14 protein-coding genes are annotated in these 14,714 nt (G+C 71.5%); 5 read left to right on the forward strand and 9 right to left on the reverse strand.

Annotated features, from left to right (window positions below):
* Window positions 1-206 precede the first annotated feature (206 nt).
* Window positions 207-2,285, forward strand: coding sequence for a Kelch repeat-containing protein (locus JRI60_RS09305; protein ID WP_239470431.1), 2,079 nt, complete (start codon window positions 207-209; stop codon window positions 2,283-2,285).
* Here JRI60_RS09305 and JRI60_RS09310 read toward each other — a convergent pair.
* Window positions 2,279-3,115 (reverse strand): metallophosphoesterase family protein, encoded by an 837-nt coding sequence (locus JRI60_RS09310; RefSeq protein ID WP_204225489.1) that lies wholly within the window; start codon window positions 3,113-3,115, stop codon window positions 2,279-2,281. The genes JRI60_RS09305 and JRI60_RS09310 overlap by 7 nt on opposite strands.
* Window positions 3,116-3,240: 125 nt before the next feature.
* Between JRI60_RS09310 and JRI60_RS09315 the strand changes: the two genes are divergently transcribed.
* Both JRI60_RS09315 and JRI60_RS09320 read left to right on the forward strand, forming a co-directional pair.
* Window positions 3,241-6,459, forward strand: a complete 3,219-nt coding sequence (locus JRI60_RS09315) for an AAA domain-containing protein (protein ID WP_204225490.1) — start codon at window positions 3,241-3,243, stop codon at window positions 6,457-6,459.
* 207 nt (window positions 6,460-6,666) lie between these two features.
* Window positions 6,667-6,876 (forward strand): MbtH family protein, encoded by a 210-nt coding sequence (locus JRI60_RS09320; protein ID WP_204225491.1) that lies wholly within the window; start codon window positions 6,667-6,669, stop codon window positions 6,874-6,876.
* 15 nt (window positions 6,877-6,891) lie between these two features.
* Here the strand turns inward: JRI60_RS09320 and JRI60_RS09325 are convergent, their stop codons facing one another.
* Entirely contained in the window at window positions 6,892-7,263 is a 372-nt protein-coding gene (locus JRI60_RS09325) for a response regulator (RefSeq protein ID WP_204225492.1), read from the reverse strand.
* A gap of 125 nt (window positions 7,264-7,388) precedes the next feature.
* On the opposite strand from JRI60_RS09325, the gene JRI60_RS09330 reads away from it, so the two are divergent.
* Window positions 7,389-7,760, forward strand: a complete 372-nt coding sequence (locus JRI60_RS09330; RefSeq protein WP_204225493.1) for a helix-turn-helix transcriptional regulator — start codon at window positions 7,389-7,391, stop codon at window positions 7,758-7,760.
* Window positions 7,761-7,774: 14 nt separating this feature from the next.
* On the opposite strand, the gene JRI60_RS09335 is transcribed toward JRI60_RS09330, so the two are convergent.
* On the reverse strand, window positions 7,775-8,959 hold the full coding sequence (locus JRI60_RS09335; RefSeq protein WP_204225494.1) for a DUF790 family protein: 1,185 nt from the start codon (window positions 8,957-8,959) through the stop codon (window positions 7,775-7,777).
* Window positions 8,953-10,332 (reverse strand): DEAD/DEAH box helicase, encoded by a 1,380-nt coding sequence (locus JRI60_RS09340; RefSeq protein WP_204225495.1) that lies wholly within the window; start codon window positions 10,330-10,332, stop codon window positions 8,953-8,955. Before JRI60_RS09340 ends, JRI60_RS09335 begins: the two co-directional genes overlap by 7 nt.
* A 297-nt stretch (window positions 10,333-10,629) precedes the next feature.
* Between JRI60_RS09340 and JRI60_RS09345 the strand changes: the two genes are divergently transcribed.
* Window positions 10,630-11,037: a DNA-binding response regulator gene (locus JRI60_RS09345; RefSeq protein ID WP_204228849.1), complete on the forward strand. Its 408-nt coding sequence runs from the start codon at window positions 10,630-10,632 to the stop codon at window positions 11,035-11,037.
* 15 nt (window positions 11,038-11,052) lie between these two features.
* Here the strand turns inward: JRI60_RS09345 and JRI60_RS09350 are convergent, their stop codons facing one another.
* From JRI60_RS09350 to JRI60_RS09370, 5 genes are all read right to left on the reverse strand, one after another.
* Window positions 11,053-11,523: a hypothetical protein gene (locus tag JRI60_RS09350; RefSeq protein WP_204225496.1), complete on the reverse strand. Its 471-nt coding sequence runs from the start codon at window positions 11,521-11,523 to the stop codon at window positions 11,053-11,055.
* A gap of 377 nt (window positions 11,524-11,900) precedes the next feature.
* Window positions 11,901-12,887, reverse strand: coding sequence for a YheT family hydrolase (locus JRI60_RS09355; protein ID WP_204225497.1), 987 nt, complete (start codon window positions 12,885-12,887; stop codon window positions 11,901-11,903).
* A 13-nt stretch (window positions 12,888-12,900) separates the two neighbouring features.
* Window positions 12,901-13,191, reverse strand: a complete 291-nt coding sequence (locus JRI60_RS09360) for a YkgJ family cysteine cluster protein (RefSeq protein WP_204225498.1) — start codon at window positions 13,189-13,191, stop codon at window positions 12,901-12,903.
* A gap of 19 nt (window positions 13,192-13,210) precedes the next feature.
* Window positions 13,211-14,164 carry a GNAT family N-acetyltransferase gene (locus tag JRI60_RS09365; protein ID WP_204225499.1) on the reverse strand — a complete coding sequence of 318 codons (954 nt, stop codon included), beginning with the start codon at window positions 14,162-14,164 and terminating at the stop codon, window positions 13,211-13,213.
* A gap of 137 nt (window positions 14,165-14,301) precedes the next feature.
* Entirely contained in the window at window positions 14,302-14,688 is a 387-nt protein-coding gene (locus JRI60_RS09370) for a cytochrome C oxidase subunit IV family protein (RefSeq protein ID WP_239470432.1), read from the reverse strand.
* Window positions 14,689-14,714 lie beyond the last annotated feature (26 nt).

The raw sequence follows: 14,714 nt of genomic DNA on the forward strand, positions 1-14,714 counted from the left end.
CGGGCCATGGACGGCCGTGATGCGAGGACTGGCGGGACAATGACAATCACTTGTCCCGGCTCGTACCTGGAGATGATTTCCTTGTAGGTTGAAGACATCACCGATTGGGGGATGTCTTCGTGCATCGAACTTCCACGCTGGCGATGCTGTGTTGTGTCATTGCTCTTTCCGCCTGCACGCAGGTCGGAGAAGAGTCGCCTGATTCCTTGCGGACCACATCCGCGCACTTGCAGGTGCAAGTATTCACGCATCAGGCCGACTTCGCCTCGACGACCGGTGCGAGGCCGGTGGCCTTCCCTCCCTCGGCGGAGGCGGCCTACCCGACGAAGATCGTCTCGTCCCCCGACCATAGCTGTACCCAGGCGCTCTCCGGCATCGCGCTGCCCTGGCACCAGGAGCTGCCCGGCCTCGTGGTCCGCGCTCCGCACTCCCAGGAGTGGATCTGCCTCATCGGCCCGGGGTGGAACGTCAACAACACGAATCCCAGACCTCGCGTCCCGACCATCGTTGGACGGGGGGAGGATGACTACGAGCTCACCTTCACCCGGCCCGTCTCCGCGGTGGGCCTCGAGCTGCTGACCAATCACTCGGCGGTCGAGACCGTCACGCTCACGTTCGCCGATGGGTCGAGCCAGACGCTCACGGATGACGTGCTCGGCACGGCGGCGAACGCCTTCGAGTTCATCGGCTTCGGGTCCTCCACGCCCATCGTCGCGCTCTCCATCGACACCACGGGGGGAGACGTCCAGAACGAGGGCCTCGCCAGGATCTGGACCGCGCCCTTCCCGCCGCCCGCCGAGTCCTCCGGGTGGGTGCTGACGGGCAGCATGGAGCGGAGCCGGTTGCAGCACGCGGCCGCGCTGCTCTCCGGTGGCAAGGTGCTCGTGGCCGGTGGCTTCAACGTCACCGCGGAGCTGTATGACCCGGGGACCGGCTCCTGGACGCGCACGGGCGATACCCTCACCACCTACCGCGCCCATGGCCTGACGCCGCTGAAGGATGGCCGCGTGCTCATCTGTGGTGGCGGTACCTCGGAGCTGTATGACCCGGTCTCGGGCCTCTGGTTCTCCTCTGGCGCCATGGTCTCGGCGCGCTTCCACCACACCGCCACCCGGCTGCCCGATGGCAGGGTGCTGGTGGTGGGTGGTGCCGACGGGGAGCACGGCGGAACCGCGCTGGCCTCGGCCGAGCTGTATGACCCGGCCACCGGCTCCTGGTCGGCCACCGGTCACCTGGGCGTGGCCCGTCGTTCCCATGCGGCCGTCCTGGTGTCCGGGGGCAAGGTGCTGGTGATGGGCGGCCTGGACGCCAGCGGCAACCTGCTGACCTCGGCCGAGCTGTATGACCCGGCCACCGGCTCCTGGTCGGCCACGGGGGCCATGGGGGTGGGCCGCGCCTGGCACTCGGCCACCCCGCTGGGGAGTGGCAGGGTGCTGGTGGTGGGCGGCGCGGGGATCGACCCGGCCCTCGGGGCCTCGGCCGAGCTGTATGACCCGGAGACCGGTACCTGGTCGGCCACTGGCGCCATGGCCACGCCGCGCCGCTTCCACTCGGCCACGCTCCTGCCCGGCGGCAAGGTCCTGGTGGCCGGTGGCTTCCACGAGTACACCGGCATCGTCACCTCCGCGGAGCTGTATGACCCCGCCGGCGGCACGTGGAGCGCCGCGGTCAGCATGAACGTGGAACGCTACTCCCATACCGCCACGTTGCTGCCCGATGGCCGCGTCCTCGCGGTGGGAGGCGTCAGCAACCACGACCAGGCCACCGCGGAGCTATACGGGTCCGGGCTGTCGTGCGACACCGGCAACCCGTGCAGCCGTGGCGTCATCGACTTCTCGAGCGGCGCGCCCGTGTGCGTCGACAGCCCCCTGCCCGCCAACACGGAGTGCGGGACGAATCAGATCTGCGACGGCCACGGGGCCTGCGTGCCCAGCGTGCGCACGGCCCAGGTTTCCTGTGGACGGGGCACGCGCTCGGGAGACCAGCTCTGCCAGGAGCTCGGCTTCACGGGCGCCACCACGGCCAACGGCTACTGGTGGGGCCAGTGCGCGGGGACGCAGGACCGCTGCCCGGGGGGGTGGCAGGGCGATGGAACGACCTGTGCGAACTGGTGCTCGGCCGAGGCGGGGGATTGCGCGGGCGTGTCGTTCTGCGGCGCGCCCTGGGGCTGGGGCTCCGTCCGTGAGCGGCTGGGTGACGGCTCCACCACGTTCACCGCGAACGAGTACTGGTCCTGCTCCGGGTGGAACCCGGGTTGGACGGTCCGCGTGCGTTGCTTCTACTGAGCGGCGTCAGGCGTGGGGCCCGGCAATATCTCCCGGAGACACCGGGAGATGTCCCCGCGCCAGGCCCACTGCTGCGGATAGCCGAGTGACACCTCCTCGAAGCGCACCCCGTCACGCCACAGCGTGGCGGGCATGTGGAGGTGGCCGCTGACGACGACCTCGGCCCGGAAGCGCTGGTGCCAGTCCTCCGTCTTCTTCGTCCCGCACCAGATGGAGAAGCGGGGGATGCGCGGCAGCCGCACGTGCTCGTAGCGCAGCGGGAAGTGGTTGATGAGGATGGTGGAGCAGTCCGCCGGCAGGGCCTCCAGCCGGGCGAGTGCCTGCTCCACCCGCGCCGCGCACCAGGCGGACCGTGAGGGGTACGGGTCCGGGTGCAGCACGGCCTCGTCCGTGCACAGCACGTGCGACTCCAGGGCCCATTCGACGGCGCCCTGCTCGGAGACGTGGTCCGGGCGGAAGGAGTAGTCGTAGAGCAGGAACAGCGGCACCAGCACCCGGTGCGGGCCCTCGCCCGGCCAGCGCGGGTAGGGGTCCTCCGGGGTGAGCACGCCATACGAGCGGCAGTGCTCCACGACCTGCTGGTAGCGGGCCTCGCCGCGCAGCGCGGGCTGCTCGCGCGTCAGCGTCCACAGCTCGTGGTTGCCGGGGACCCAGATGAGCTTCTGGAAGCGCGCCGTCAGCGTGCGCCACGCGAAGTCCATGTGCTCCTGGGTCTCTCCCACGTCTCCAGCAACGATGAGCCAGTCCTCGGGATGGGGGGCGAGTGATTCGAGCGCTTGCCGGTTCTTCTCGTAGCGCAGGTGGAGGTCACTGAGGGCGTAGAGCTTCATGGTGGGGGGCGCTGACCGTCTACCTTACTGGACTCCCGACCCGTTCAGACGTTTCAGCGAGGCCCGCCTGCTTTTCCTCTGCGCCTCCACAGGGCACCATGGCGTTGTCCGGTCCGGCCTTCCGAATGGGGAACGAGTCAGCACAGGCACGTCATGCCCGGAAGCCTGCTCCCCAGGCTCCTTCCACCGCGGCCCCGTCCGCCGAGCCCGCCGACCTCGTCGTGCGCTCGGTGTTGCCGGAGGACCTGCTGGCGGCGTTGGAGAGCGAGCGCTCCCTGTACCGGTGGGTGATGCTCAAGGGCGCCGAGGACGTGCGGCTCGAGGACGAGTCCCTGCTCGGGCTCACCCCCCAGCCCGCCGCGGACGCGAGCTGGGGTGGGGGACAGCTCATCGGCTTCCTCCCGAACGAGCGCCGCTTCGTGGGGGAGATCGTCCACGTGGACCCCACCCAGGGCCGCGTCTTCATCTCCACGCGCTCGCTGGGCCATATCCCGCCCGAGGTGGCCTCCGCGGAGCGCTGGGCCTTCCAGCCCTTCGACTTCTCCGAGGCGCTCCTCGCCGCCTCGCGCGCCTATGACTCGCGCGGCTCGCGCGTCCGCGAGGCGCTGGACCGTGTGCGCGGGGACATCCCCGACGACGGCGCCGGCCCCTCTCCCGGCCCCGAGGACCTCTGGGAGAAACCCTGGGGCCTGCTCTGGGGGCCTCCGGGCACGGGCAAGACGGAGACGATGGCGCGGCTGCTCGCGCAGGCGATTCAACGCAACCCCAAGGAGCGCATCCTCGCGGTGGCGCCCACCAACCGCGCCGCCGATACGCTCGCCCTGCGCGTGGCCCGCATGCTGTCCAAGGCCGGGGCCCTCCATGCGCCGGACACCACGTGCCGCATCTTCCGGGGCGGCGTGGGCGTGGGCCTGGAGCTGACGAACGCCTTCCCCGCCGTCCTCCACGACTCGGGCTACCAGAAGCACGCGGCGAGCATCGAGCACATGGAGGAGCGCGTGCGCCGCGAGTTCCTCAACGGCGCTCCTCCCTCGCGCATGGCCACCGTGAAGGCCGAGCTGCGCAAGGTGCGCGAGGGCCTCACGGACGAGACGCTCTTCGTCGCCCGGGAGGGGTACGCCACCCTCATGGTGCTCACCGTGCACCGCGCGCTGCGGCTCGTGTCCGAGCTGGAGGGCGCCGAGCGCTTCGACCGGCTGGTGGTGGACGAGGCCGGCATGGTGTCTCGCGCCGCCGTGGGGCTGATGGCGCCGCTGGCGCGCAAGGTGTTGCTGGGTGGGGATCCGAAGCAGATTGGCCCCGTCAGCCGCGCACTGGAGGGCGCGGAGCGGCCGGTGCAGACGTGGATGCGCAGCTCGCCGCTGTCGCACCTGGAGGACGCCCGGGCCGCGTCCGAGTCCTCGCACGTGCTGCTGTTGCGGACACAGCACCGCATGCACCCGCAGATCGGCTCCGTGGTGAGCCACTTCTGCTACGCGGGCATGCTGGAGGACGGCGAGGGCCCGCGCACCCGGCAGCCGAAGACGGTGGACGTGTACCCGGCCGCGCGCGCCTGCTGGGTGGTGCTGGACGAGGCCACCCGGGACGCGCGCCGCGTCTGTCACGAGCGCGGGGAGTCGGGCCACGGCTACCGGCGGCCCTTCTCGGCGGAGCTGGTGGTGTCGCTCGCCGCGCCGGCGCTGAAGGCGGGCCTCAAGGTGCTGGCGGTGACGCCGTACCGGGCGCAGGCGGCCCTGCTGCGCGCCCTGGCCCTGGAGAAGGGGTGGAGCGAGTCACGCTTCCAGGCCTCCACCATCCACCGCCAGCAGGGCACCGAGTACGACGTCGTCGTGGTGGACACCGTGGCCGCCGGGCGCCCCTTCGCCCCGAGCGAGCTCACCCCCATGCTCAACGTGGCCGCCAGCCGCGCCCGCGAGTACCTCTTCGTCCTCTCCTCGCGCGCCGAGTCCGAGGCCGCCATCCCCTCGCAGCTCCTGGAGCTGCTCACGCCCGTGGCGCCCTCGCTGGAGCCCCGCTTCTCGCTACAGCCCCTGCTGGTGATGCCGGGCGTGCGCGCCCAGGTGGCCCGGCGGCCCGAGGCCCTCGGGCAGGAGATCGATTCGCTCCGGGACATGGGGCCGCTCTTCACCCAGGAGCAGGTGGCCCTCTTCGAGCGCCGCTTCGACGAGGGGCACCACCTGGTGCGCGGCGTGGCCGGCAGCGGGAAGACGTACGTGCTGGCGCACTGGGTGGCGCGCTACCTCGCCGAGCACCCGGACGCGCGCGTGCTGGTGTCCTTCTTCAACAAGGCGCTGACGCCCCTGCTGTCGCGCCTGCTGGTTGCGGCCATGCGGCAGCGGCTCGGCAAGCGGGCGCCGCTGATGACACAGCGGGTGACGCTCATGCACATGACGGGCACGGGCTCCTTCGCCCCGGACAGCTTCGACGCCGTCTTCGTGGACGAGGCGCAGGACCTGAGCGCCACGGAGCTCGCGCACCTGTACTCGCTGGCCCGCCCGCTCACGCGCGGGGAGGGGCCGCCACTCAAGGCCTTCCTGCTCTTCGCGGACGACTCGCAGAACGTGTACGGGCACAGCGCCGTGGAGGCCCTGCGCAAGGAGCTGCCGGACGGGCTCGACTTCACCGGCCGCGTGCGCGTGCTGCGCGAGGCGTTCCGCTCCACGCGCCAGGTGTCCGAGCTGGCCTTCAACGTGGTGTTGGATCCACTCGGCCTGCACAAGCTGCCCAACCCCGGCATGCGCGAGTTCATGCGCTCCCACGAGCTGCGCGAGCAGGGCCTGCTGGAGGAGCCGGTGCCGGGGGTGGACGGGCTGTACCGGCTGCAGTGCACCGAGCGCGAGGGCGTGGTGCCGGTGGTGCGCGGCTTCGACTCGGCGCAGGCGGAGGAGGCGTGGCTGGTGCGCGAGGTGAAGCGGCTGTGCCAGCGGGAGGGGGTACTTCCCTCGGACGTGCTGGTGGTGGCCCCGGTGCGCCCGGCGCGGCTGGCCGAGGCCCTGGAGCGCGCGGGCCTGCCGGCGGTGGCCTTCGGTGGCCGCAGCGGGCAGGACGTGTCGGGCTTCAGCGTGGGGAAGGTGGACTACATCCGGGTGACGACGGCCTTCTCGTGCAAGGGGCACGAGAGCCCGGTGGTGTTCTTCTGCGGTGTGGACGCGCTGGACGGCATGTCCTGGATGGAGGGCAAGCCGGGCCGCACGGAGCGTGAGCTGGAGCGCACGCGCCGCGCGCTCTTCTACGTGGGAGCCACGCGGGCCATGGTGCGCCAGTACGTGAGCGGGCTGGCCACGGCGCGCTTCACCCGGGTGGCCTGGGAGTACGCGCGGGCCCTCTCCCGGGGGGTCCGGTAGGAGGAGGGGGAGCCACCCTGGCAGGTCCTCGGAGGTGGTCTCCCGGACGCATCCGGCCCAAACCCGACAGGTCCTGCCCTCCGTTTCCTCCCGGCGGCTCCGAGCCGACCCGCGAGGTCGGGCGGGTGCTCCGGGGGAAGGGGCTCCACGCGGCCCCCGCGCATCCGCTCATTGACCCCCCGTGAGCCGGCGGGTTCAAATGGGGACATGAGCACTGAGGACACGCAGCGTTACAAGGTCGTGGTCAACCACGAGGAGCAGTACTCCATCTGGCCGGCGGATCGTGAGAACGCGCTCGGCTGGAAGGACGCGGGCAAGGAAGGCACCAAGGACGAGTGTCTCGCCTACATCAAGGAGGTGTGGACGGACATGCGCCCCCTGAGCCTGCGCAAGAAGATGGAGCAGTCGAAGTCCTGAGGCGGTGGGCCCCGCTCACTTCTCTTCTTCGGTGGCCGCCGACATCAGGAAGGCCCTCATCCGCTCGGGCGGGCAGGGCTTGAGCAGCACGGTGATGTCGGGCGGCAGCATGTCCCTCGCGGGCCACTGCGTGGTGTGGAGGGCGCAGTGCAGGCCGGGGGTGCGGGCCCGCAGGGCCGCCAGCAAGGTCAGTCCATCCATGCCCGGCAGGATGTACGCCGCGACGACGACGGAGGGGGGTTCCTCCTCCGCCATCTGCAGGGCCTCCTCTCCACTGGTCGCCATGCGCTTGGTACCTGGCACATCCCGCAACATCCTCCGCAAGGCGGAGAGCTGCAGAGGGTCCTCGTCGACGAACAGGTAGGAGGGCTTGCCGTCAGCGGTCATCCCGAGCCTCCAGGACCTGGCATGTAACGTGACGGGTCCTCGGTCGGAGATACTACCCCAGTCGTCCTGGGAAACCAACCTCCCGAGTCATATTGCCACCGGTGAACCACTCGGGTCCCGGGACAATGGCAAAAAAGCTGGCAACCAGGCTGGGAGAGAGCGCACGCGCAGCCCGGCAGCGCCTCAACCTCACACAGGAAGACGTGGCGGAGCGGATCGGCATCGCCACCGAGGTGTACGGGCGCCTGGAGCGGGGAAACATGCTTCCGAGCGTCCCCACCTTTCGCAAGCTGTGTGCGGTGCTCGCCCTGTCCGCGGACGAGGCCCTGGGCCTGTCCAATGAGAGTCCCGTCGCCTGGACGCCGCAGCCTCCACCTCCCGAGGCCAATGAGCCCGCCGAGCTTCGCCGCCTGCTGCGCCGGGCCCGCCAGTTGGATCGCAACTCGCTCCGGGTGCTGAGCCTCGTGGCCGCGCACCTGGGACAGAAGAACGGGTAGGCAGGGTGTCCGTCTCACGGTGAGAGCCTCGCGCGCAGCCTCTTCGCCGATGGGAATCCATGGAAGAGCACCACCTGCGGGTGTGCCTCCAGAGCAGCGCGCTCCCCGGTGTCCTTCGCCAGCGCCCGATCCACCCCCAACAGCAGCCCCTCATCCGGCCGCGAGCGCAGCTCCTCGAGCCGCCGCGCCAGGGGGCCCGCATGCCACGCGTGGAACAGCTCCAGCGCCACCTCGCGCCGCGTCTGCTTGTGACGGAAGGTCAGGTCCGGCACGCACAACCCGGTGGCTCCCGTGTTGCGGGGCAGGGGCAGCAGATCCAACTCCCAGTCCGCGTCGTCGAAGCCCTGCGCCAGCGTGGCCACCTCCGGCGGGATGTGGCCCAGCGCCGAGCCGTGCGGGGATACCAGCGGATCCTCGTGACTCAGCACCAGCGTCACCCGGCGCCGGGGGCTCTCGATGGCCGCCGTGAGCTGCCAGCGCTCGAGCACCGGCACCACCGACAGGAAGCTGGCCAGCTGCAGCCCGTACTTCTTCTGCAGCGACAGCATGGCGCCCGGGCCCTCCACCTCCAGCACCCAGTCGTCGCCGTCGCGCCGCACCTCCGCCACCAGCCGGCAGAACTTCAGCCAGCGCAGCACCTTGCGCACCCTCAGCAGCTCCGGCGCCCGGGCCCTCAGCGTCAGCCGGCGCGCATCGAACAGCGGCCCCTGCGCCAGCGACAGGTTGTAGCGATCCAGCAGATCCGCCGGAGCCACCGCCTCCCAGTCCAGCAGCCGCCGGTTGCCCGGGAGGTCCGCGTACAGCGCCTCGCGCAGCTCGGGCAGGGGGCGGGGCAGGGCCTCGGCCAGCCGCGACTCGTAGGCCTCCACCGTCGCGTCTCCGGGCAGCGCGCGCAGCACCCGGGCCGCCTCGCGGAAGGCCGCCGCGCGCGCCTCGGAGATGCCCTCCGAGGGCTCGTCGAAGAGCATCCGGTCCACCAGCAGCTTCGCCAACCCCCGCGCCACCTTGGGCCGCGTGTGCGCTCCGGCCCTCAGCCCCAGCGTCTCCTCCACCTCGTCCCGCGTGCGCCCGCGCCCCGCTTCCACCTCGGCGATGAGCTCGCCCGCCAGCGCCAGCAGCCCCGCGTCCCCCCGCTTCACGAAGGAGGGGCGCAGCTTCCCGTCGCGCACGCGGAAGAGGAGGAGCTCGCGCGTCAACAAGGCTCGTCCTCCTGGTAGGCCCGGTGCTGGCGCCGCCGCTCGCTGATGGAGGCCTCGGCCGTCTGCGCCGAGCACACCTCGTACAAGAGGGCGCGCTTGCCCGGGCGCTGGCGGAGGATCCGCCCCAGCCGCTGCACGTGCTCTCGCACGCTGCCACTCCCACTGAGCACCACGCCCACCCGCGCCTCCGGCACGTCCACGCCCTCGTTGAGTACCCGCGAGGTGAGCAGCACCGGCAGCTCCCCGCTCGCGAAGGCCGCCAGCAGCGCCTTGCGCTCGGGCACCGGCGTGTGGTGCGTCAGCGCCGGCAGCAGCAGCCTGCGCGCCAGCGTGTACACCGTCTCGTTGTCGTCGGTGAAGACGATGATGCGGTCCTCGCGGTGCTCCAGCAGCAGGCGCCACAGCACGTCCACCTTCGCGCTCGAGGTGAGGGCGATGCGCCGCTGCTCCCGGTAGCCCCGGTACGCCGCGCGCCCCTCGTCCGTGCGCTGGCTCTCCGCGAGGAAGCGCGCCCAGCCCTCCGGCACGTCGAAGCGGATGCCCCGCTGCCGGATGAAGGCCAGGTAGCGCGCCCGCGCCTCGTCGTGCCTCGTCTGCTCGTCGGGCGTCAGCGGCACCTCGATGTGGCGCACCTCGTACGGGGCCAGGTAGCGCCCCTGCAACTCGCGGATGTCCGTGCGGTGCACCAGCGGCCCCAGCAGCTCCTCGCACACGCGCTCGCCACCGTCCGTGCGCTCCAGCGTGGCGGTGAGGCCCAGCCGGTACGGCGCCAGCGAGCCCTCCGCGATGAAACGGTAGCTGGGCGCCGGCAGGTGGTGGCACTCGTCGCAGATGAGGAAGCCGAAGCGGTTGCCGTGGAACTCCGTCTGCATCGCCGCCGAGTCGTACGTCGTCACCGTCAGCGGCTGCCGGTCACTCACTCCGCCTCCCAGCATTCCCACCGCGACGCCCAGGTGCCTCGACAGCACTCCCTGCCACTGCGTCATGAGATCCAAGGTGGGCACGACCACCAGCGTGGGCCGCTTCACCCGGGCGATGGCCAGCACCGCCAGCAGAGTCTTGCCCGCGCCCGTGGGCAGCTCCACCAACCCCCGCCCGCCCGCCTGGTTCCAGGCCTCCAGCGCGGCCCGCTGGTGGGGGAAGGGCTCGATGGGCTGGGTGAGCACTACCTCCAAGGGCTCGAAGCGCTTCGCCCTGTCCTCGTAGGGCAGGCCCAGCTCGCGCAGCCGCAACACCACCTCGCGGTAGTGCCGGGCCGCGGCCCGGTACACCCCGGTGCGCGTGTCTCGCTGGAAGAGGGCTCGCAGGGCACCATCCTCCGGAAGCGAGGGCGCAACCAGGGTGCCGCAGTCGAAGTGGAGCTCGGTCGCCATCGGTGCGAGACGGGAGTAACCCGATCTCCGCGCCAGCGCCAGAGCATGACTTTCGAGGTTGGTTTTTTGCGTCCAGCAGGCTGTCCAGGGAGGAAACTTGCAGGTGCTTTACCAGCGGAATGCCCCTCATTCGTCCAGGAGTGTACACTCGGCCAGAAGCGGGCCCCGCGCCAGATTTCCTTCCTACTTCTCGTGTGGTCCAGCGAGGGGGTTCAGGGAAGGCTCGGACGCCTCCTCGCTGGAGCCGAGGCCCTGGTGGTGCCGAAGGGGAGGGTCTACCCTTCCGGCATCATCATGATGCGCCGCATCGTCATCCTCAGCCCGCACCGCCCTTCCCGGGAGCTGCTCTCGCGCATCCTCGCGGAGCCGGACCTCTCCGTCGTCGCCATGGCGGACGCGGACGAGGTCCTGGACTCCATCGCCGAGGACGAGCCCGCCCTGGTGGTGGTGGACGCGCGCCGGCCGGACGAGGACCACCCGTTGATGCTGGGCCTGCTCAAGCGGCGCCACCCGCGCCAGCCCCTCATCACCCTGGTGCCGGGGCGCCTACGCGTCTTCGACGGCAACGAGGAGCGCGTGCGCGACGTGCGCGACGGCTCGGCCGAGGGCCTGCACCAGCTCCTGAGCGAGCTGCAGCGGGCCACGAGGGATCTGCTCGCCCAGCACCTGCTGCGCATGCTGCGCCCGCCCATCGGCGAGGCCTGACGCACCCCGCCCGCGTCAGTGGAGCAGGGAGTCGGGGCCCGAGGCGGTCTCGCTCCGGGCGACCTTCAAGGGCGCGAGCCGCTCCAGACGCTCCCGGTCCACGCGGGTGCCGCCGGTGGGCAGGAAGAGCCCCTGCTCCGTCCACTCGGGGACGAAGAGGATGGGCTCCGCCTCGCCGTTGTACCCGAGCTGGACGAGCTGCTCGTGCTCGAAGGTGCGGCAGTCCTTCGCGCAGCAGGTGAAGGACGCGAGGACGCGGTAGAGGCCCTCGGCCAGCAGGGGCTCGAGGTTCTCCGCCCAGGCCGCGTCCGGCAGGAGCGTGCCCCGCGAGTGCCAGCGGGCGCGGTTGGAGGCCCAGCCGCTCGGCAGATAGAGGCCGGGGCCCGGCTCTCCATGGTTGTGGAAGTAGACGAGTCGGCCCGCGGGGATGTCCGTACCGAGCGCTCGGCGTGTCCGGTACAGCCCGCAGGGAGGAAGGCTGGCCATGGGCGGGGTTGTAACGTGGGTAGGGAAGGTTTTTCCCACCCTCTCGCATCCCCTTTCCGCCTCGCCTGCGCCGGCCCCGGGAGTTTTTTCCGGGCCCCGGCGCGCGCGGACCTGCCCCACGGGACGAGTTGGCTCCCAAGCTCCTGGAATCACGAGATTTCATCCCCTACGCGGGCTTCGGCACGACTCGTGCTGATGCATCGGTGCGCAGGACGGGGCGGTATCGCGGGACGGGGTGGGGCGGGTTGGGTTGAGCGGTGCCGTGGGGTGCCTCGCGGCGGGGCGGCGGTGAAGGGGTGGGGGATGGATGGGCCGCCCGCCGTGAGGTGAAGGGGTGGGGGAGGGCGATGGGGCGCCCGGTGCGGAGCCCGGCCGGGTCACCCCGGCCGGGCGCCCGCATTGCGGGAGGAGAGGAAGGCCAGCATCTCCGCCTCGCCCCAGAAGGACGGGGAGAAGGCGCTCGCGGCGACGAAGCCCACGTGGCCACCGTGCTCGGTGACGACGAGGTGCAGGTGGGGGTTGGCGGACACGTCCCGCGGGTGGGTGGCGGCGGGAATCATCGGGTCGTCCTTGGCGCTCAGCAGCAGGGTGGGGCGGCGGATGGCGTGGAGGCGGGGACCCGAGGAGGCCTCGGCGTAGTAGTGGGTGGCGTCGCGGAAGCCGTGGAGCGGGGCGGTGACGGAGTCGTCGAAGCCGCGGATGGTGCGCGCGCGCTCCATGGCCTGGCCGTCGAAGGCACCGGGGAAGCGGCGGAGCTTCTCGCGCGCCTTGGCCTTGAGGGTGCGCAGGAAGCGCTCGCGGTAGAGGCGCTGGAAGGGGCCGGGTCCATCCAGCGTGTCCGCGCAGACGCCCAGGTCATAGGGCGCGCTCATGGCGGCGGCGGCGTCCACGGGGGAGTGGTCCCCCGTCTCCTCCAATAACCGCAGCAGCACGTTGGCGCCGAGCGAGAAGCCCACCGCGTAGAGCGGGCCGGTGAGGCGCTGGCGCAGGTGCTTCATCACCGAGAGCGCATCGCCGATGTCCCCCGAGTGGTAGGAGCGGGCGAGCCGGTTGGGCTCTCCGCTGCAGGAGCGGAAGTTGATGGCGGTGGCGCCCCAGCCGCGCTCGGCGGCGCCGCGGAGGATGGCGGTGATGTAGCCGGCGCGCGAGGAGCCCTCCAGGCCATGGAGGGTGACGACGTGGGGGGCGCCCGTGACACCGTCGAAGGAGTCGAGGTCGACGAAGTCTCCGTCGGGCAGCTCCCAGCGCTCGCGCTTCAGGGCGGGAGCGTGCGTGGGGCGCACGAGCGAGGCGTAGATGGTCTGCGCGTGCGGAGAGGCGAGGCCGCGCGCGGGGGCGAAGGGCTCGGAGGGCTGGAAGGGCACGGCCCGGGGGATATCACCCGGAGCGGGCCTTCCGCATGGAGGAACAGCCGCGCTGGCGGATGGACTCGGCCTCGTCCGTGAGCCCGAAGAGGGCGAGGTACTTCTGGACGCGCTCCTCGAGCGTGGGGGCCTCGATGAGGTGGCAGACCTCGTCGGCCGCGTAGTCGCGGCACACCTGGGGCCGCCGCTCGTACACCGAGCACAGGTTGTCGGCGGTGAGGTGGGGGCAGCGCATGCCCAGGGGCTTGTCGAGGGCGGCGATGTCCGGCGCCACGCAGCAGGCGCCACAGCGGGTGCAGTCCATGGCCCATCCTAACGGGTCGTCAGACCCAGAGCCCTCGCGGCACGGGGAGGAGGGCCGGCGGGTGCACGTCCGGGCGGAGGGGCCGCACCATGGGCAGCGAGCCGTCGCGGGCAATACGGGTGGCGCCGGCCACGAGCGGCAGGAGCGAGGCATTCCCGGGCTCCTCCCAGAGGACGACCCGGGACAGGCCCGCGCGGTGAGCCTCGCGCCGGGCCGCTTCGAGGAGGGCGATGGCCTCGGCGGGCGAGCGGGCGTCGAACATCAACACCGTCAGCTCGGCGCTCCGGCCCACGAGTCCCCAGAGGGCGGTGGAGCCGCCCACGGTGGCGCCAGCGGATTGGGGGAGCGAGCAGCCGAGGTGCTCGACGTAGATGCGCCCGCGCTCGAGGTGCCAGTCGAGCTGGGTGGGAGTGGGCCAGAAGAAGAAGGGCAGCTCGGGGCGGCGCATGCGGTCGAGGGCCGGGCCGAGGTCCGACTCCCGCAGGAGCGAGTCCACCGTCTCGCCGGGCGCCCCCGGGGAGGGAGCGAGGTGCCAGTCCCAGGCGGGGAGCTCGCGGTAGCCGGAGCGCGCGTAGAGGCGGGGGCCCACGTCGGAGAAGAGGAGGGCGGCGTGGGCGCGAGGCTGGCGCTCCAGCTCGGCGGCGAGCAGGTCCATGAGGCGGGTGGCATGGCCGTGGCCGCGCAGACGCTCCTCGGTGAAGACGCTGGCGATGGCGAAGGAGTCTCCCGGGAGGAGCGCACCGCCGGGAGCGCGCTGGAAGCTGCCGGTGCGGAACGTCTCGCAGGAGGCGAGCACGGCGCCATCGTCGGCGCACAGCAACCAGGTGCGCATGTCGGCGCGGGCCCAGGGGTGTGCGCGCAGACGAAGCTCCCGGGAGAGGTAGCCCTCGAGGGTGAGGAGCCTGCCCCATTCGGAGTACGTGAGCGCATCAAGCTGGAGCTTCTGTGCGTCGGAGGCGGGGACGAGGTGCATGGGGTGCGCTCCCTCTCCCTCTGGGAGAGGGCCGGGGTGAGGGTCGTCGGAAGGGAGCGAGCTCCCGCCCGCAAATGAAACGCGGCGCCGGGGAAGGGTCCACGGCGCCGCGAGGGGAACGTCGAGTCGGCGGAAACCTACTTCGGGTTGGTGCCGGGCGACTTCAGCCCACCGCCGTAGCGGCCGGCCTGGCCGGTCTCCACGGGGAAGTTCGTGATCAGGGAGCCCGAGGGCCGGGTGGGGAGGAAGCGGGTGCCCACGTCGAAGAGCGTGAACAACAGCAACAGCACCACGAACAGCATGGACGTGGCGAACACCAGCCGGTTGGCGCCCTTGTGCTCGGCCAAGTGCATGAAATACAGCGCCACGAGCGCGCCCTTGACGGAGGCGATCACCAGGGCGAGCAGCAGGCCGAACTGCGGCAGGTGCATGCGGCCGGTGAACACCGTGACGACGGTGAGCACCATGAGGGCGCCCCAGACCAGGAGGTACCGGCCCGGTCCGGAGTGGTGCTCCCCACGCATCTCTTGGGTTTCCTTGAATGACTCAT

Origin of the sequence: Archangium violaceum (assembly GCF_016887565.1) — a bacterium.
Lineage (GTDB): Bacteria > Myxococcota > Myxococcia > Myxococcales > Myxococcaceae > Archangium > Archangium violaceum_B.

Coding starts and splice junctions, on each gene's coding strand:
- JRI60_RS09310 (WP_204225489.1), bottom strand. CDS start 3,115: ATGAAGCTCTACGCCCTCAGTGACCTCCACCTGCGCTACGAGAAGAAC.
- JRI60_RS09315 (WP_204225490.1), top strand. CDS start 3,241: ATGGGGAACGAGTCAGCACAGGCACGTCATGCCCGGAAGCCTGCTCCC.
- JRI60_RS09320 (WP_204225491.1), top strand. CDS start 6,667: ATGAGCACTGAGGACACGCAGCGTTACAAGGTCGTGGTCAACCACGAG.
- JRI60_RS09325 (WP_204225492.1), bottom strand. CDS start 7,263: ATGACCGCTGACGGCAAGCCCTCCTACCTGTTCGTCGACGAGGACCCT.
- JRI60_RS09330 (WP_204225493.1), top strand. CDS start 7,389: ATGGCAAAAAAGCTGGCAACCAGGCTGGGAGAGAGCGCACGCGCAGCC.
- JRI60_RS09340 (WP_204225495.1), bottom strand. CDS start 10,332: ATGGCGACCGAGCTCCACTTCGACTGCGGCACCCTGGTTGCGCCCTCG.
- JRI60_RS09345 (WP_204228849.1), top strand. CDS start 10,630: ATGCGCCGCATCGTCATCCTCAGCCCGCACCGCCCTTCCCGGGAGCTG.
- JRI60_RS09350 (WP_204225496.1), bottom strand. CDS start 11,523: ATGGCCAGCCTTCCTCCCTGCGGGCTGTACCGGACACGCCGAGCGCTC.
- JRI60_RS09360 (WP_204225498.1), bottom strand. CDS start 13,191: ATGGACTGCACCCGCTGTGGCGCCTGCTGCGTGGCGCCGGACATCGCC.
- JRI60_RS09365 (WP_204225499.1), bottom strand. CDS start 14,164: ATGCACCTCGTCCCCGCCTCCGACGCACAGAAGCTCCAGCTTGATGCG.
- JRI60_RS09370 (WP_239470432.1), bottom strand. CDS start 14,688: ATGCGTGGGGAGCACCACTCCGGACCGGGCCGGTACCTCCTGGTCTGG.